Source organism: Streptomyces chiangmaiensis, assembly GCF_036281785.1.
GTDB lineage: Bacteria > Actinomycetota > Actinomycetes > Streptomycetales > Streptomycetaceae > Streptomyces > Streptomyces chiangmaiensis.
Genome location: NZ_JAYWVC010000034.1, coordinates 1 through 17,932 on the forward strand (window position 1 = coordinate 1; position 17,932 = coordinate 17,932).

At 71.1% G+C, this 17,932-nt stretch carries 14 protein-coding genes; 2 read left to right on the forward strand and 12 right to left on the reverse strand.

Translation table 11 applies throughout. The features are described from left to right. Window positions 1-304: 304 nt before the first annotated feature. Window positions 305-1,312, reverse strand: coding sequence for a stage II sporulation protein M (locus tag VXC91_RS13575; protein ID WP_329507412.1), 1,008 nt, complete (start codon window positions 1,310-1,312; stop codon window positions 305-307). Between the two features lie 119 nt (window positions 1,313-1,431). Here VXC91_RS13575 and VXC91_RS13580 point away from each other — a divergent pair, with 119 nt between their 5' ends. Further along, on the forward strand, window positions 1,432-2,502 hold the full coding sequence (locus VXC91_RS13580; protein WP_329507413.1) for an RDD family protein: 1,071 nt from the start codon (window positions 1,432-1,434) through the stop codon (window positions 2,500-2,502). 153 nt (window positions 2,503-2,655) lie between these two features. Here the strand turns inward: VXC91_RS13580 and VXC91_RS13585 are convergent, their stop codons facing one another. From VXC91_RS13585 to VXC91_RS13620, 8 genes are all read right to left on the reverse strand, one after another. After that, on the reverse strand, window positions 2,656-3,270 hold the full coding sequence (locus tag VXC91_RS13585; protein WP_329507414.1) for a hypothetical protein: 615 nt from the start codon (window positions 3,268-3,270) through the stop codon (window positions 2,656-2,658). 182 nt (window positions 3,271-3,452) lie between these two features. Further along, window positions 3,453-4,910 carry an adenosylhomocysteinase gene (ahcY, locus tag VXC91_RS13590; protein WP_329507415.1) on the reverse strand — a complete coding sequence of 486 codons (1,458 nt, stop codon included), beginning with the start codon at window positions 4,908-4,910 and terminating at the stop codon, window positions 3,453-3,455. Between the two features lie 269 nt (window positions 4,911-5,179). After that, complete coding sequence (locus tag VXC91_RS13595) at window positions 5,180-6,157, reverse strand: cation diffusion facilitator family transporter (RefSeq protein WP_329507416.1); 978 nt, start codon at window positions 6,155-6,157, stop codon at window positions 5,180-5,182. Window positions 6,158-6,312: 155 nt separating this feature from the next. After that, on the reverse strand, window positions 6,313-7,464 hold the full coding sequence (gene manA / locus VXC91_RS13600) for a mannose-6-phosphate isomerase, class I (protein WP_329507417.1): 1,152 nt from the start codon (window positions 7,462-7,464) through the stop codon (window positions 6,313-6,315). A 61-nt stretch (window positions 7,465-7,525) separates the two neighbouring features. Next, window positions 7,526-8,653, reverse strand: a complete 1,128-nt coding sequence (locus tag VXC91_RS13605) for an SIS domain-containing protein (RefSeq protein ID WP_329507418.1) — start codon at window positions 8,651-8,653, stop codon at window positions 7,526-7,528. Window positions 8,654-8,680: 27 nt separating this feature from the next. Then, window positions 8,681-8,851: a Trm112 family protein gene (locus VXC91_RS13610; protein WP_329507419.1), complete on the reverse strand. Its 171-nt coding sequence runs from the start codon at window positions 8,849-8,851 to the stop codon at window positions 8,681-8,683. Window positions 8,852-8,980: 129 nt separating this feature from the next. Continuing rightward, entirely contained in the window at window positions 8,981-10,345 is a 1,365-nt protein-coding gene (locus tag VXC91_RS13615) for a phosphomannomutase/phosphoglucomutase (protein ID WP_329507420.1), read from the reverse strand. 255 nt (window positions 10,346-10,600) lie between these two features. After that, entirely contained in the window at window positions 10,601-10,978 is a 378-nt protein-coding gene (locus tag VXC91_RS13620) for a DUF3499 domain-containing protein (RefSeq protein WP_408057380.1), read from the reverse strand. 386 nt (window positions 10,979-11,364) lie between these two features. Here VXC91_RS13620 and VXC91_RS13625 point away from each other — a divergent pair, with 386 nt between their 5' ends. Beyond that, complete coding sequence (locus VXC91_RS13625) at window positions 11,365-11,814, forward strand: metallopeptidase family protein (RefSeq protein ID WP_329507421.1); 450 nt, start codon at window positions 11,365-11,367, stop codon at window positions 11,812-11,814. 51 nt (window positions 11,815-11,865) lie between these two features. Here the strand turns inward: VXC91_RS13625 and VXC91_RS13630 are convergent, their stop codons facing one another. From VXC91_RS13630 to VXC91_RS13640, 3 genes are all read right to left on the reverse strand, one after another. Next, window positions 11,866-13,422, reverse strand: a complete 1,557-nt coding sequence (locus VXC91_RS13630; protein WP_329507422.1) for a DUF5719 family protein — start codon at window positions 13,420-13,422, stop codon at window positions 11,866-11,868. After that, on the reverse strand, window positions 13,419-17,033 hold the full coding sequence (locus VXC91_RS13635; RefSeq protein WP_329507423.1) for a glycosyltransferase: 3,615 nt from the start codon (window positions 17,031-17,033) through the stop codon (window positions 13,419-13,421). Before VXC91_RS13635 ends, VXC91_RS13630 begins: the two co-directional genes overlap by 4 nt. A 251-nt stretch (window positions 17,034-17,284) precedes the next feature. Further along, on the reverse strand, window positions 17,285-17,548 hold the full coding sequence (locus VXC91_RS13640; RefSeq protein WP_003975777.1) for a WhiB family transcriptional regulator: 264 nt from the start codon (window positions 17,546-17,548) through the stop codon (window positions 17,285-17,287). Between the last annotated feature and the right edge of the window lie 384 nt (window positions 17,549-17,932).

Consider the following 17,932-nt stretch of genomic DNA (forward strand, 5'->3'; position numbering starts at 1 on the left):
TCCTCGGTGCTTTCCAGGATTCCGCTTTCGCGTTTACCTTTCCGGCGAACCCGACTTTATCAGAGTTCTTGGGGCCGATTGACCGGCGACCATTTCTGAATCATCGGGACGGGCTTCTCGGGATCAGTACCCCGGAAGCGGCTAGACGCTCACTGTTGCCGGTGGACCACGCCACCTCTAGGCAACTGTTCAAATCTACCTCCCCACTCGCTCCGTGTCAACGGCTCTCGTGGGGCGATGAGGAGACTAGCAGGCCAACGCAGGATGACGCACATCCGGCAGGACTCTCAGCGCGCTGATCGGGTCACGCCGCCGTCGGCACCGTCGCGCTGCGTTCGGTCTCCTCCAGGTCGCCGGTGTCGCCGGCCCGCGTCGCCCGCCCGCCGAGAACGAAGACATACGTGAGAAAGGCCAGCTCCGCGAGGATGCCGGTGCTGATGCGGGCCCAGGTCGGAAGGCCCGACGGGGTCACGAACCCTTCGATGGCACCGGAGACGAACAGCACCAGCGCGAGGCCCATCGCCATGCCCAGGGCCGCCCGGCCCTCCTCGGCGAGTGCGGCGCGCCGGGAGCGGGGACCCGGGTCGATGAGGGTCCAGCCGAGCCGCAGTCCTGTGCCGGCGGCCACGAAGACGGCTGTCAGTTCCAGAAGACCGTGAGGGAGGACGAGGCCCAGGAAGGTGTCCAGGCGGCCGGCGGAGGACATCAGGCCGATGCCCACCCCCAGGTTCAGCATGTTCTCGAAGAGGATGAAAAGGACCGGGAGGCCCAGGAAGATGCCGAGAACCAGGCAGAGCGCGGTGGCTTGGGCGTTGTTCGTCCACACCTGGGCTGCGAACGAGGCGGCGGGATGACTGGAGTAGTACGTCTCGTACTCACCGCCGGGGCGCGTCAGGCTGCGCAGGTCGCCGGGTGCCGCGATCGACGCCTGAACCTCGGGATGAGTGCTTATCCACCCGCCGAGGAGCGCCGCCACGAGCGTGGAGATCAGCGCCGTGGGTATCCACCAGCGGCGGGACCGATAGACCGCGGCGGGAAAGCCGTACGCGAGGAACTGCGTGACATCACGCCACGAGGCCCGGCGCGTGCCGGTGACGGCACTGCGCGCGCGTGCCACCAGTTGGCTGAGCCGACCCGTGAGCTGGGGGTCCGGCGCGCTGGACTGGATCACGGAGAGATGGGTGGCGGTGCGCTGGTAGAGGACGACGAGTTCGTCCGCCTCGGCTCCGTTCAGGCGGCGCCGGCGTCGGAGCAGGGCGTCGAGGCGGTCCCACTCGGCGCGGTGGGTGGACACGAACACGTCGAGGTCCATGGGATGGGCTGCTCCTCGTCCTCTCGTACTGCGTGTCAGCTTGTCGTACTGCGGCGCGATGTGCCCTCAGCTTGGCAGACTGGCGTACCTCGGGGCAGGCCAGGGGAAGGACGGCGGGCGTGAGTGAGCTAGTGACGGGTGAGGCGGTGGCGCTGGAGCTGCGCCCCGCGAAGCTCCCGAGCCGAGTGCTGGCCGTATTGCTCGACCTGGCAGTAACCATGACCGTCTACATCCTCGTGACGATCGCGCTGGTGGCGTCCACGTCCGGGTTGGACGAGGCCGCCCGGACCGCCCTTTCGATCGCGACCTTCGTCCTCGTGCTGGTGGGCGGGCCGATAGCGGTGGAGACACTCAGCCACGGTCGTTCGCTCGGCAAGCTGGCCTGCGGACTGCGGGTGGTGCGGGACGACGGGGGGCCGATCCAGTTCCGGCACGCGCTGGTCCGGGGTGCGGTCGGTGTGATCGAGATCCTGATGACCTTCGGAGTCATCGCGTGCATCGCCTCGCTTGTGTCCGCACGGGGCCGGCGGCTCGGTGACGTGTTCGCGGGCACGCTGGTGGTACGGGAGCGGGTGCCGGCGGGACGCGCGGGTCTCGTGCCCCCTCCGCCGCCCTGGTTGGCCGGACGGTTCTCCCAGCTGGACCTTTCGGCGGTTCCGGACGGGTTGTGGCTGGCGATCCGGCAGTACCTGACGCGGATGCAACAGCTGGACCCGCAGGTGGGCTGGTCGATGGCGGAACGTCTCGCCTCGGATCTCGGGGCGTGTACGGGGACGCCTGCGCCGCACGAGGTGCCGCCGGCGGCGTATCTGGCGGCGGTCATGCAGGAGCGGCAGGCGCGGGAGGCGCGGCGGGCGTTCGTCGCTCCGGCAGCGGGTCAAGTCGCGGGCTTGGATCCGACGGCCCCCGGCATCCCGGGCGGGTATGCCCCGGCGCCGCAGAAGGGGCCTGCACCCTCGCCCGGGAGCGCGCCGTGGTCGGCTCCGGTACCGGCGGTCGGGGGGAGCCCCTGGTCGGCTCCGGGCTCGAGCTCCGGGGACGATCGGTCCGGGGCCGCGGGGCACGTTCAGCCGTATGCGCATCCCGGGCACGGACCGTCGGCTCCCGACGCCCCGCAGGAGCGGGAGCCCGCGGCCTCGCGGACCGAGCCGTCGGAGCGCCGCGGCACCGGGTTCGTGCCGCCTGCGTAATCGACACGGGCACTGTCGGCCGGGGCCGGCGCGACCGTTCCCCGTCCGGATCCCGGTTTGGCCGAGGTGACACTCAGCGCCCCCGGACCTCCCCGTTCATTGCGTTGTTCGTTCTCCTGACCACCGCGGGTCCCACCGCGGCACCGGTTCCTGTCACGTGAACACGGACGGCGGCGACTCGAGGTGCTCCAGCTCGATGCCGGGCGCCTCGAGCACCACGTCGCCGGAGATGTGGACGGTGTGCTGCTCCCCCGTGTCCAGGGCTGTGACCTGGTATGCGTCCACGATCAAGGGGGCGTTGTCAGTGGCGTGTGCTTCTCTTTCGATCAGGGCCCAGGACTGGTCCACGGTGCGGGGGGCGAGGACCGGATCGGTGAAGGCGACGAGGCGTACGCGCGTCGTGGAGGACGAGGGGGTGAGGCGCAGCAGTCGGGTGGTGGCGACGAGGAACGCCGGAGACGTGCCGGTGAAGGCGTGGGCACTGACGTTGCCTTCGGTGGCATGGGTACCGGTGGGGTCGGTGCGGACCCAGGTGACGCCGTCGAGGGCGGCGCCTCGCACCTGCCAGCTCGCGGCGTGCAGTTCCAGGCGGATGGGGCGGCCGAGTTCGTCGAGGGCGAGATCGACGGAACCGGCGTGCTCACCCGAGGGAGAGATCAGCTGGGAGACATAGCGCCAGCCGGAGGGGCCGGGCGCGCAGTGGAAGTGTTCCTCGGCGAGGAGGGTGTGGTCGTGCGGGTCGTGAAGCGAATATCGGCCGCGGGGCATGGACGTCCTGGGTCGTGACGGGGTGGTCCGGCCAGTCTGCCTGGTCGGACCCAAGGGGCAGGCCCCCGGCACGGGGGTGCGGGGGCCTGCCTCGGGACCTGCTGCTGGAGGGGCGCGTCAGCGCGCGGATGTGCTCACCTCGTGGTGCGCGGCGGATGCGCGCATGACGGCGCCGTCCGTGTTCAGTAGCGGTAGTGGTCCGACTTGTACGGGCCGTCGACGTCGACGCCGATGTACGCCGCCTGCTCGGGGCGGAGCGTGGTGAGCTTCACGCCGAGCGCGTCCAGGTGGAGGCGGGCAACCTTCTCGTCGAGGTGCTTGGGCAGCGTGTACACGCCGGTCGGGTACGCGTCGGGCTTGGTGAACAGCTCGATCTGGGCCAGCGTCTGGTCCGCGAAGGAGTTGGACATCACGAACGACGGGTGACCGGTGGCGTTGCCCAGGTTCAGCAGGCGGCCCTCGGAGAGGATGATGATCTTCTTGCCGTCCGGGAAGGTCCAGGTGTGGACCTGCGGCTTGACCTCGTCCTTGGCGATGCCGGGGACCTTGGCGAGACCGGCCATGTCGATCTCGTTGTCGAAGTGGCCGATGTTGCCGACGATCGCCTGGTGCTTCATCTTGGCCATGTCCGCGGCCATGATGATGTCCTTGTTGCCGGTCGTGGTGACGAAGATGTCGGCCTTGTCGATGACCTCGTCGAGGGTCGTGACCTGGTAGCCGTCCATGGCCGCCTGCAGCGCGCAGATCGGGTCGATCTCGGTGACGATCACCCGGGCGCCCTGTCCGCGCAGGGACTCCGCGCAGCCCTTGCCCACGTCGCCATAGCCGCAGACGACGGCGGTCTTGCCGCCGATGAGGACGTCGGTGGCGCGGTTGATGCCGTCGATCAGGGAGTGGCGGCAGCCGTACTTGTTGTCGAACTTCGACTTGGTGACGGCGTCGTTGACGTTGATCGCCGGGAACAGGAGGACGCCGTCGCGCTGCATCTCGTACAGGCGGTGGACGCCGGTCGTGGTCTCCTCGGTGACGCCGCGGATCTCGGAGGCCAGCTGGGTCCACTTCTGGGGGTTCTCGCCCAGCGTGCGGTGGAGCAGCTGGAGGATGACGCGGTGCTCCTCGGACTCGGCGGTCTCGATCGCCGGGACCTTGCCGTCCTTCTCGTACTCGACGCCCTTGTGGACGAGGAGGGTGGCGTCACCACCGTCGTCGAGGATCATGTTCGGGCCACCGGTGGGGCTCTCCGGCCAGGTCAGCGCCTGCTCGGTGCACCACCAGTACTCCTCCAGGGTCTCGCCCTTCCAGGCGAAGACGGGGACGCCCTGCGGGTTGTCGGGGGTGCCGTTCGGGCCGACGGCGATGGCGGCGGCCGCGTGGTCCTGGGTCGAGAAGATGTTGCAGGAGGCCCAGCGGACCTGCGCGCCCAGGGCCACCAGCGTCTCGATGAGCACGGCGGTCTGGACGGTCATGTGCAGGGAACCGGTGACGCGGGCGCCGGCCAGCGGCTGTGCCTGGGCGTACTCCTTGCGGATCGCCATCAGGCCGGGCATCTCGTGCTCGGCGAGGGTGATCTCCTTGCGGCCGAACTCGGCCAGGGAGAGGTCGGCGACCTTGAAGTCCTGTCGGTTGTCGACAGTCGTCATGACGAGCTGCTCCTCGGGGTTGGGGCGAGGTGGGTACGGCTGGTCTGCGCGGCGGCGGACACAGGGGTGCCCGAAGAGGACACAGGCATGCCCGCGTGCGCGCAGCGCAGTCCGTCGGAGGCCCTCTCTCCCTCGGCCGGTCCCCGGGGGACCGCCCGACCGCCATCAGCAGCGACGTCTGGCTCGGCCTCCAAGCTACACCGGGCGGCCCCGGGCTCCCCAGTCCGCCTCCGACAACGTCCGGTTCCCGTGCCGGTGCAGCAGCCGGCTCAGTGACCGGCAGTCTGGCCCGGCCCTCCAGGCGTCGCCTTGGGGTCCGGGCCCTTGGCCGCCTCCGTCTCGCTGTAGATGTCCGGTTCCAGATAGATGACACGGGCGATCGGGACGGCGGCGCGGACACGGGCCTCGGCGGCGTCGATCGCGGAGGCGACCTCCGCGGCCGTGTCGCCGTGCTTGACGTCGATCTTCGCGGCCACCAGCAGTTCCTCGGGGCCGAGATGCAGCGTGCGCATGTGGATGATGCGGGGGACCGTGTCGCCGTCGACGATCGCGGCCTCGATCTTCTTGACCACCTCGACGCCCGCGGCCTCGCCCAGGAGCAGCGACTTGGTCTCGGCGGCGAGCACGAGGGCGATCGACACAAGAAGCACACCGATGCAGACGGTGCCAATGCCGTCCCAAACGCCGTCACCGGTGATCAGGGCGATACCGACGCCGCCGAGGGCGAGGATCAGACCGATCAGCGCACCGAAGTCCTCCAGGAGGACGACCGGCAGCTCGGGCGCCTTGGCCCGGCGGATGAACTGTGCCCAGGACTGCGTGCCGCGCAGTTCGTTGGACTCCTTGATGGCCGTGTGGAACGAGAAGCCCTCGGCTAGGATCGCGAAGACGAGCACGCCGACCGGCCAGTACCAGTTCTCGACCTCGTGCGGGTGGCTGATCTTCTCGTAACCCTCGTAGATGGCGAACATGCCACCGACCGAGAACAGGACGATCGAGACGAGGAAGGCGTAGATGTAGCGCTCGCGTCCGTAGCCGAAGGGGTGCTGCGGCGTCGCCTCACGCTGGGCACGTTTGCCCCCGATCAGCAGCAGGAACTGGTTTCCGGAGTCGGCGAGCGAGTGGACGCCCTCGGCGAGCATCGAGGAGGAGCCGCTGAAGGCGAACGCCACGAACTTCGATGCCGCGATCGCGAGGTTGGCGCCGAGTGCCGCCACGATCGCCCTGGTGCCGCCTGACGCGCTCATGTGTTCGCGTTGTCCCTTCGTAGCCGTCCCGCCCCGGACCCTCGCACCTTGCATACGCGTCCTGGGCTTTGCCCGTCCTTTGCCGGTGGGCCATTGTTGCAGCCGGGTCCGGCACCGCTGCGCCGGACCGGCAAGACGACGGCGAACCGCCCGGGTCAGGCGGCGACCGTGGCCCTGAAGACCGTGCCGGTCCCGGACACCTCGGCCGCTTCGCCCGCCGGTACGAAGACCGACTGGCCGGGGGCGAGCAGGTGTTCCCCTGCGCGAACGGTACCCGCGGTGCACAGCAGGATCTGCGGGGTCGCGCGGGTGAGGTCGTGCGAAGCGGCGTCCTCCGCAAGGACATACCGGGACAGACGGAACTCGTCGATGGGGGTCTCGTAGACCTCCTCGCCGTCGGGGGACGCCTCCGGGCGCAGGACGCCCGGGTCGCTCGCCTCGAAGCGGACGATCCGCAGCAGCTCGGGAACGTCGATGTGCTTGGGGGTCAGTCCGCAGCGCAGGACGTTGTCGGAGTTGGCCATGATCTCGACACCGAGGCCGTTGAGGTAGGCGTGCGGGACGCCGGCGCCGAGGAAGAGAGCCTCGCCGGGCTGGAGCTGCACGTAGTTGAGCAGCATGGCCGCGATCACACCCGGGTCGCCGGGGTAGTGGTGAGCGATGTCCGCGTACGGGGCGTAGGCGCCGCCGAGGCGGGCGCATGCGGCCGCGGCCTCACCGACCGTGTGGGCCATGGCCTCGGGGTCGGCGCTCAGGACCGCGGTGAGGACCTCCCGCAGGGCGGCGTCTTCGGGATGTGCGTGCAGCAGGTCGACATAGGGCTTGAGGGAGTCGACGCCGAGACCCGCGAGCAGTTCGGCGGCCTCGTCGGGCGCGCGGAAGCCGCACAGGCCGTCGAATTCGGTGAGGGCGCAGATCAGCTCGGGCTTGTGGTTGGCGTCCTTGTAGTTGCGGTGGGGTGCGTCGATCGGGATGCCGCGGCGTTCCTCATCGGCGTAACCCTTCTTCGCCTGCTCCAGGTCGGGGTGCACCTGCAGGGAGAGCGGGGCGCCCGCGGCGAGGATCTTCAGCAGGAAGGGCAGCCTGGGGCCGAATCGGGCGACCGTCTCGCTGCCCAGCTCCTCCTCCGGCGCTTTGTCGATCACCTCGTTCAGAGGGCCGCGCGGGGTGCGCGAGGGGGCGCCCGGGTGGGCGCCCATCCACATCTCCGCCTGCGGCTCACCGGTCGGCTCCACGCCCAGGAGCCGGGGGATGGCAGTGGTCGAGCCCCAGGCGTAGGGGCGGACGGTGTTCTCGAGGCGATCCATGGGTGTCTTTCTCCGTACGTGCGCTGTTCGGCGGGCGCTGGTCAGTGGGCGAGAGCCAAGATCAGGCCCCTGAAGCGAGCGCCACATAAACAGCGGCGAAATCTGTGATGGCGATCAGCTCGGCGAGGGTCTCCAGTTCGCTGCCGTCCTCGGGTTCGAGTTCGCTGATCGCGGTGTCGTGGCTGAGGGCCAGTTCTCGTGCGGCCGGGGCCGCGCTCAGGCCGCCGATCGGACGGTCGCGCAGGAGCACCACGCGCGCGTGCAGGGCCTGTGCCTCCTCGACGCGGTCACGGAAGAAGTCGTCCGGGTCGGCTCCGGCGGCGAGTGCGCCGGACAACAGGACGCTGTGCGAGGCGAGCGCCTCGGGCAGTTGCGCGGTGAGCGCGGGGCGGCCGGCGAGCTCCGCGAGCGCGGCGGCGAACCGCTGGCCGGCCGGTGCGGCGGAGACGCCCTCCGTCCAGATCACGGGGAGAGACTCGGCGAGCTCGGCGGCGAGGTTCTTCGCTGGGTTGCTGTAGGTGGCGATGGCCGGGCCGCAGCGCTCGGCGACCTGGTCGAGCCGGTCGGCGACCTTCTCCAGGGCGCCCGCCGGAGCGGACAGCAGCCCGGTGCGGTCGAGAAGGGCGAGCAGCGGGGTGAGCAGGGCCCACAGCACGCCCGGCGCGGACGCGGTGAGGGGTTCGTCCTGCTCGTACGGGGCGGTCGCCATCGGGACGAACAAGCCGTGGGCGCCGACCACGGCGTCCGTGACCGGCGAGCGGTCGGGGGCGACGGCGACGACCGTGCAGCCACGACGGTAGGCCTGCTCGACCAGGATCGACAGGCCCGGTTCGGTGCCGTCGGGCGTGGCGATCAGCAGCAGGTCCACGGGGCCCGCCCAGCCGGGCAGGTCCCAGCGCAGGGCTCCGGCGGCCGGGGCGACGCCCGTGGGGTGGATCCGGGTGACCGGGCAGGCGGCGCCCGCGAGGGTGCCGAGCAACTCGGCGACGCCCACGGAGGCGGTGCCGGGACCCGCGATGAGGAGGGCGCGCGGACGGCCGTCGGGCTTCAGGTCGTTGACCCCGGCCTCAGCAACGTGCCGCACGGCGGTTCGCACCCGCGCGCCGGCCTCGGCGGCACCACGCAGCAGTGCGCGGCGATCGGCGCGCGCGAGCGCGTCGGGGTCGTCGAGCAGCGATTCGTCCAGCATGGGCGGCAGCCTCCGATCCGCGGGCCGTTACGCGGGGCGGCGGGCCTCGTCGACGAGCAGGACCGGAATGCCGTCCCGCACCGGGTAGGCGAGGCCGCAGTCCTGGCCGATGCAGACCAACTCGCTCTCCTCCTCCTTGAGGGGGGCGTGGCACGCCGGGCAGGCGAGGATCTCCAGGAGGCCGGCTTCGAGCGGCATGAAAGGTCCCTTCGGGCGGATGCGCTGTGCCTGGTCAGCGTACCGCTGCGGGGGCCCGCATGCGGTGGTTGGGCAGGTCCGGCTCCTCCCGCCCGGGCAGGAGGGGGAAACGAAGCCGGGGGCGAGACGTCAGCCCCGGATGATCGCCAACACCTCGTCCCGGATCTTCGTCATGGCCGCCTCGTCCTTCGCCTCCGCGTTCAGGCGGAGCAGCGGTTCCGTGTTGGAGGGACGGACGTTGAACCACCAGTCGGCGGACGAGACGGTCAGGCCGTCCAGCTCGTCCAACTCGACGCCCCCGGCGCCCTGGTACGCCGCCTTGACCGCGGCGAGGCGGCCCTTCTGGTCCTCGACCGTGGAGTTGATCTCGCCGGAGCCCACATAGCGGTCGTACGCGGCGACCAGTCGCGACAGCGGCCCGTCCTGGCCACCGAGGGCCGCAAGGACGTGGAGGGCGGCCAGCATGCCCGTGTCCGCGTTCCAGAACTCCTTGAAGTAGTAGTGCGCCGAGTGCTCGCCGCCGAAGATCGCGCCTGTGCGCGCCATCTCGGCCTTGATGAAGGAGTGGCCGACGCGCGTGCGGACCGGCGTGCCGCCGTGCTCCCGGACGACCTCGGGCACCGACCACGACGTGATCAGGTTGTGGATCACCGTGCCCTTGCCTCCGTGCTTGCCGAGCTCTCGCGCGGCGACCAGGGCCGTGATCGCGGACGGCGAGACCGGGTCGCCCTGCCCGTCGACGACGAAGCAGCGGTCGGCGTCGCCGTCGAAGGCGATGCCGATGTCGGCGCGCTCCTCGCGCACCCGCTTCTGCAGATCGACGATGTTCGCCGGGTCGAGGGGGTTGGCCTCGTGGTTGGGGAACGTGCCGTCCAGCTCGAAGTACATCGGGACCAGGTCGATCGGCAGGCCGGCGAAGACGGTCGGCACGGTGTGCCCGCCCATGCCGTTGCCCGCGTCGACGACGACCTTCAGGGTGCGGATGGAGGTCAGGTCGACGAGGGAGCGCAGGTATGCCGCGTAGTCCTCCAAGGTGTCGCCCTGCGTGATCGTTCCCGGCGTCTGCGCCGGCTGCGGCGCGCCCGAGTCCAGCCACTGCTCCACCAGTTCGCGGATCTCGGCCAGACCCGTGTCCTGGCCGACCGGCGTGGCTCCCGCGCGGCACAACTTGATGCCGTTGTACTTCGCCGGGTTGTGCGAGGCGGTGAACATCGCGCCCGGCAGGCCGAACGCGCCCGACGCGTAGTACAGCTGGTCCGTCGAACACAGGCCGATCTCGGTCACGTCGACACCGCGCGCGGACGCGCCACGTGCGAACGCCCGCGACAGGCCCGGGGACGAGGGACGCATGTCATGGCCGACCACAATGGCTCCCGCGCCGGTCACCTGGGCGAAGGCAGCCCCGAAGAGCTCCGCGAGCGACTCGTCCCACTGGTCCGGAACGACACCGCGTACGTCGTACGCCTTCACGATCTGCGACAGATCAGCAGCCACGGCCTACCCTCCTGAGGTCTCAGCAATGGCCCCAAACTACCCGCTGGAACGAGGGCTCGTAGGCAGGTCCGGCATCTCGGGCGAACAGTTCCCACGGAGTTCATACCGGGTCTCACCCGACACATGGACTCACCGTCGTCGGAACCCGACGGACACGGAACGCTTGAGGAGCCGGGAGCGCCGGCTGCCGTGGCCGACCGCGGGGAAGCGGGGCTGCCTGAGGGACGGAAACCGGTAACGCCGGGCGCCGGCCGCTCAGTTGTCCGGCGAGCGCAGCACCCGCAGATGGCCGCGGCGCGCGACCTCCATCGGGTCCGCCGCGCGTGCGCTGCCGCCGCCCGCCCCGGCCGCGCGCCGCTGCGGACGGGCGGCCTCGCGCACCGCGTTGGCGAGTGCTTCGAGATCGTCACCGCTGGGGCGGGCCGGGGTCGAGCCGTCCAGGAGGCGGACGACCTCCCAGCCGCGCGGTGCGGTCAGGCGCTCGGAGTGCTCGGCGCACAGGTCGTAGCAGTGGGGTTCGGCGTAGGTGGCGAGCGGGCCGAGGACCGCGGTCGAGTCGGCGTAGACGTACGTCAGCGTCGCTACGGCAGGACGGCCGCAAGCGGTGCGCGAACAGCGACGTACAGGGCTCACGACGTTGGACGGTACCGCACTCTTGAGCGGGCCGCGACGACTCTCCCCCAGGTCACTCCACCGTGTCGTGCTGCGACACGCCCCACAGGCCCCGGCCGGGCCCGCCCGGCTGACCTGCGAGGACCCGCCATGCGCAGGTGCTGGACGCCCATGAAACCGGTCACCACTTGGTACAAACCTCGACAATTCTCATGAGGTCGGCGGTCCACGGGAGATACCGAATCGAGCCCAAGCTTGGCCGGAATGGTCATCATGCGACATGCCGTGCGCCTCGGGGCACCTCGCGGCCCCGGCCACGGCGAGCCGGTTGGACAGGACCGCCCCCGAGCGCACACGGGTGTGTGGACCGGGCGCGGCGTCCCGGCGGGGACTACGCTTCGACGGTGATGGACACCCCTGTAACGCCCCGCGCCGCCGCACCCGGGCCCCGTCGCCGCGACCGTCACGGCAGAGGCATGCGCGGCCCCGTCGCACCGCCCCAGGTTCCGCTCGCCGCGAGCCGCGCCGAGGTGTTCGCCGATCTGGTGCAGGACTCCGTGGAGCGTCTGGAGCGGCACTGGCCACAGCTCGCCGACATCGATTTCCTGGTCCTGGAGGTGCCGCGCCTCGACAGCACCCCCGACGCCTGGAGCGACGAGGCGGTGCCGCTCGGGGGCACGATCCCGGCCCGCGAGGGCCGACGGGCGCGCGTCGTCGTCTACCGCCGCCCGGTCGAGATCAGGACGAAGGGCCGCGACGAGCGCGCGGCCCTGGTCCACGAGGTCGTCGTGGAGCAGGTGGCGGAACTGCTCGGGCTGACTCCGGAGACGGTCGACCCGCGCTACGGCGAGGACTGATCCCGGGCGGTACCGGGATCGGCGGATCCCGGGGCCGGAGACCCCGGGAGGTCACTTCTTCAGCAGCACCGACAGGTCCTCGTCCGCCTCCGGCACCGCGACCGTCCCCCGGTCGTCCGGGAGGGTCTGCACCGTGAACGCCGGTACGCCCTCCAGGGTCGTCTGGAGGATGCGGGCGGCATAGACGGGGCCCCCCGAGACCGGCTCGACGGTGAGGGCATAGGTGCCCTTGAGTCCGCTCGGCACGGGCGCGTCCACGTTCTGCGTCGTACCGCCCTTGAGCGTGTACTCCTTTGTCACCGCGGTGCCGCCCTCGCTGCCAGCTGAGGCGGTCACCTTGACCGCGGCCGAGCCGCCCAGGGCGGTCAGTGTCAGGGTGGTGCCCTTGGCGTCGTTGTCCGCGACCGAGGCGCGCGTACCGACCGGCGCGGTCGCCGGGATGAACGCCGACTCCTGCTTGTCGCCCTTGCCCCGTACCACCCGCAGTGCGGCGACGACCGGCGCCGAGGCGTCACCGGGCGTCAGCACCAGGGAGCCCGCCTCGCCGCGCGTGAGTGCGCCGAGGTCCACGGCGGTGGTCATGCCGGCCTTCACATGCAGTGTCTCGTTCCCGGCCGGGGTGATCGCCCCGGAGGGCGAGGCGAGACGCACCTTCAGATCGGCGTCGGCGTCGCCGGGCGCGAAGGCGACCAGGCGGACGTCCGTGGCGTCCTTGGGGATGCCGGGCATCACGAGCGAGCTCGTGGGGTCCGTGGAGGCGGGCAGCCAGTCGCCGCCCAGCTTGTCGTCGAGTGCCTGTATCACGGCGGCGACGCGGCCGCTGCGGACGCTGACATGGACCGTGAGGTCGTTCTCCTTGGCGTCGCTGAGCGTGGACAGCAGAACCGGATCGCTGGAGTGCGGTGGGACGCTGATGCCTTCACCGTCCGTCGACTTGAGGTTGCCGTCCTTGCCGTACAGCTCGATGTCGACGACCGCGGCGGAGTCGTCCGGGTTGGTCAGGTGCACGTAGTCGGTGCGGGAACCGGCGATGCTGGCGCCCGGGAACCAGAACTCCGTGTCCGGCGCGGTGCAGCTGGTGCCGAGCAGCCCGCGGCCGGTGCCCGCGACGACCTGGGTCGTCTCCTGGACCGTCCAACCGGGTGCGAACCGGCCCGTGGCCGTACCGCTCAGCGCGGGCGTGTCCGAACCCGAAGCGTCTCCGGTGGCCGGCGTACCGGGTGCCTTGGGGGTCACGGTGGGCGCGCCGGACTGCTTCTTGCTGTTGCCGTCCTTGCCGTCCTTGCCGCTCTTTTCGCTCTGGGAGGAACCCGAGCCGTCCGCCGACTGCTCGCCAGCCGCCGCCTGCTGCTCGCCGGCCGCGACGAGTTCGGCCTTGCCGCTGCCGCTCGTGCCCTGCGAGGCGGGCGTGAAGGACGTGTACGTGGTGTCGGCGATGTCGGAGGTACTCGGCTCGGGACACAGCAGCCGGGTCTGCTCCACGGGCAGCCGGGCCGCCGCCTTCGCGGCGCCGCTGCCGGACGCGGACGGTGCCGTGAGCGCCGCGAATCCGGTGACGGCGGCGAGCGCGGTCGTGCCGGCGATCAGGGACAGGGTCGTGCGTTTCACTGCTGGCTCCCGTCGGGGCGCTCATTGTCGGTGCCGTGCGCCGGGTCGTACGGCATCGCGTAGCCCTGGGTGTACGTCGGGTCGTACGGCGCCGTGCTGCCGTAGGCGTAAGGGTCGTACTGGGCGCCCCGATAAGGGTCGGTCTGGTACGGCTGCTGCTCGTAGGTGCCCGGCGCGTACTGCTGTGGGACGTCCGGGTACTGCTCACCGCCGTATGCGCCGTACTCGCCGTTCCCGTAGCCGGCCGTGTCCCACTCGCCGTACGCCTGCTGCTGCGGGACGGCGGCGGGCTCGTCCTCCGAAAGCGGCGGTGACGCGTCGGTGTCCCGCGCCTGCTCTTCCGCCTCGGCCTGGGCGCGCAGCCGGCGGGCGCGGCGGCCCTCGCCCGTGGTGTCCTGCGCGGGCACGAACCGCTCCTCGGGGAGGTCGTCGTCGACATCGCGGCGACGGCCGGGCAGGGCCAGCACCATCACGACGACAGCGAGCGCGCCCTGTGCCCACAGCCATCCCGTGTGGCCGACGGGTGTCTCGTATGTGACGTCCAACCTGCCGCCGGAGGCGGGCAGTTCGAAGCCCTGGGCCCAGCCGTCGACCGTGGTGCGGGTCAGCGGCCTGCCGTCCAGGGTCGCGGTCCAGCCCGCGTCCGCGGTGTCGGCGATCCGCAGGACGCGGCCCTCGCCACCGGACGGGATCTCGGTGTGGATCTCGACGGGTCCGGCCGCGACGGCCTGCGGTGCGGCGGAGCCGCTCACGATCGCGGCCCGGGAGACCTGCCGGTCCACCCGCCACAGGGCGCTGCCGTCCTGCTGGCTCAGCCGGGTCAGTCCGGGAGTGGCGTCCAGGACACGGCTGATCTCACGCGGCGCGCCCTTGCGGACGAGGACGTAACGCACGGCGAAGCCGCCGAGTTCGTCGGCCTGGTCGGCACCGGAGCCCGCGACGAGATTGGCGACGACCTTGTCGAGGTTCTGGTTCTCACCGTCCTGCGCGGCGAGTTCACCGTCGCCGAGCCGGGCACCGGAACCCCGGACCAGGGTGTACCCGACGCGTGCGGTCGACCGGCTCTCCAGGACGAGGGTGCGAGCCTGGTCAGTGGTGCCGCCCTCCTCGGCGACGAACGCGGGCACCTGCACGGGGTCGCGCCGCTCCAGGGGACCGTCGGCACCGCCGATCATCCAGCCGGCGGCGATGAGCAGGGGACCGGCCACGGAGGCGAACGCGATGAGCGCGGCGACCGGCTGACGCCAGCCGAAACTCTGCTCGGCCACGCGGTCGCGTACGCCGTCCGCACCGATGACGGCGGCGGACAGGAGGGCGAGGCCGTAGACGAGGGTTGGGGGTCCGGCCCAGGCGGAGCCGTTGGACAGCACCGCGAAGACGAGGGCCACGAGGGCGACCGCCCACGCCGTGCGGATGCCGCCCGCTCGTTCGGTACGCATCAGGGCTGCCAGCGCGGCGAGCACGATCCCGATCAGCATCAGCCCGTTGACGGTGCCGGGGCCGCCCGGGCTCGCGCCGAGCAGGTCGGAGACGGAGGCCGCGCTCTTGCCGTAGGCGAGACCGGCCTCCTGGAAGAAGCCGAAGGGCAGCAGCGACAGCGACCAGGGGGCGAGGATCAGCAGCGGGGTGCCCAGCAGGACGAGCAAGCGCAGGCCGTAGGCGACGATGTCGTTCCTGCGCACCGCGAGCAGTGCGAGGCCCAGAACCAGGGCGATCGGCCACACGATGGGCGTGAACGCGGTGGTGATCGTCAGCAGCAGTGCGTAGGCCCAGGTGGCGCGCCAGCTGCCGCGGGCGCCCTTGGCATGGGCGAGCCCCCCGGCCGCGACGGCCGCGCGAGCGATGAGCGGCAGCAGGACCGCGAGGACCGCCGTGCCGATGCGGCCGCCCGCGAGCGCACCGGTGGCGGCGGGCAGGAAGGCGTAGGCGACGGACGCCCACGCACGCAGCAGCCGCGACTCGACGAGCGGTCGCGAGGCGAAGTACGCCGTGAACCCCGCCAGCGGCACCGAACAGACGAGCAGCACCGTGACCGCGAGTCCGGTGGAGCCGAACAGGATGCTCGCCAACAGGGCGACGAGGGCCAGGTAGGGCGGCGCGGACTGGGTGCCGCCCGCGCCCACCGGATGCCAGGCATCGAGATACCGCGACCACAGCTCGGAGGAGTCGGCGGGCGCGGGCAGCATCGCGCCGCCCGCGAGCGCGCCACCGCCGAGCAGGGCGCGGCAGGCGACGAGCGAGACGGCCAGGAGGACGACAAAGAGCACCGGCCCGGGCTTGCGGGCGATGCGCTTGAGCCGGCCGAACTGCTCGACCTCCAGGAAGTCGGCGTCGTCGCCGCCCGGTCCGGATTCCAGGCCCGCGCCGTGCCGGCCGGCCGAGGAGACCTCGGGGTCGGAGCGGCCCACCAGGTTGCTCGCGACCTGTTCGACGGTGGCCCTGAGGGTCGCTCCACGCGGGGGGAACAACGGCCGCAGCTCGTCCTTGTCGACCTGCGGGCGGCCACGCCTGCGGCGTCCGGCGATGATCCGCTCGGGCCGCAGCACCGTGCCCAGCAGGCCGCGGATCTCGTCGACGGCCTGCCCGGGCACCTTGCCGACGAGGTAGGCCATCGTGCGCAGCAGGGTGCCGAGCACCAGACGCAGCAGGATCCAGGGCAGCTGTGCCGTACCGGCGTTGACGAGGAGGGTGTAGACGGCGCCCGCCTTGTCGACCTTGTGCGGGGAGGCCGCGGTGCGGCCGACGCAGTCGACGGCGCGGCGCTCGCGGGAGGCCGCCTCTGCGTGGCGCACGACCGCGTCGGGGGCGACGAGGACGCGGTGTCCCGCCGCATGGGCGCGCCAGCACAGGTCGACGTCGTCACGCATCAGCGGCAGATGCCGGTCGAACCCGCCGAGCTCGTCGAAGACGTCGCGCCGGACGAGCATACCGGCCGTCGAGACGGACAGCACCGGGCGAATGTGGTCGTGCTGGCCCTGGTCCTGCTCGCGGCGGTCCAGACCGGTCCAGCGGCGGCCGGAGTTGGCGATGGTCACCCCGACCTCGAGGAGCTGCCGGCGGTCGTACCAGCCGCGGAGCTTGGGGCCGACGACGGCCACGTCGTCCCGGCCCAGCTCCCGTTCGTTCTCCACGACGCGCAGCAGCTCGGCCAGGGCACCGGGTTCGGGCGCGCAGTCGTCGTGCAGGAGCCACAGCCACTGCACCGGCTCGCCGTACGGCAGCTCCGGCATGTCGTACGCCTCGTCGCGCCAGGTGCGGGTGACGGGGTCCCAGCCGCTGGGGCGCTTGAGGTAGGGCAGATCGTCGGGGGTCAGTACGGGAGCGTTGCGGTTCGCCTCGTCGACGGCCTGACCGAAGCCGGTACGGCGGGCGAGGTGCAGGACACTGTCGGCGCCGAGGGCCTCGGTGAGCAGCTGTGCGGAGTCGTCCGCGCTGCCTGTGTCGGCAGCCACGGCGTACTGCACGGGGCGCTCCTGGCCGAGCAGCCCGGCGAGCGCGTCGGGCAGCCAGCGGGCGCCGTCGTGGGAGACGAGCACCGCGGTGACCACATGACGCGGGAACTCTGGCGTGGCGGCGTTGTGTTGGACCGCCGTATGGCTGTGCACGGACATCGAGGTACGGGCCCCGGTTCGATGGACTGCGGTGGACGCCTGTGCCCCGAGGGGGCAGCTGGGCGTCTCGGACGGAGGCCCACACTAACCGCTGGACAAGATCACGGCCCGCCGCCTGTGGACAACCCATCGTCGCCGGCCCGTTCGTTACGTATGGATGTGCGTCTTTCGTCGCTCGCCGAAGACCGGCCACCGGCACGCGCGCGACTTCTCTTATGACGTCCTCGAGGACGGTTCTCGGTCCGTGGGCGTCAGACGGCGGCCTTCTTGAGGCGCCGGCGCTCACGCTCGGACAGGCCGCCCCAGATGCCGAACCGCTCGTCGTTGGCGAGCGCGTACTCGAGGCACTCGGAGCGGACCTCACAGGCGAGGCAGACCTTCTTGGCCTCGCGGGTGGAGCCGCCCTTCTCGGGAAAGAAGGACTCGGGGTCGGTCTGGGCGCACAGCGCGCGCTCCTGCCAGCCGAGTTCCTCGTCCGCGTCGTCGACCAGCAGTTGCTGCACCAGCTCGGTCATGTGCGCCCCTCGTCAGTCTTTCGCGTCCCCGTGATGTAGCCGTTACCGATTTCGGCTGAACGACACGAGTGAAATTACAAGTGTGCCGATCCGGGCCAGTCAAGCCGAGATCTGCTATTGGGCCCCTTATTCACTCTGCGGAACCAAGGCTATGCGGAAAGTGTTCAAATCGGCATAAACCATGACACTCATCGAGGGTCCAAGCGAGCCTCCCGCCCCCACAGGGAAGGACGCCCACAAGTTCGATCTCGTTCCGGCAGGAACGGCGAACCGAACCGGATCACAGTCGGATCACGAGACGGCAACGGCGTCCACGCGTCCGGCGGTGCGCTCCATGTGTCCCCGACTCCCCCTGCACAAACCTTTCATCTGTCAGATGAACCG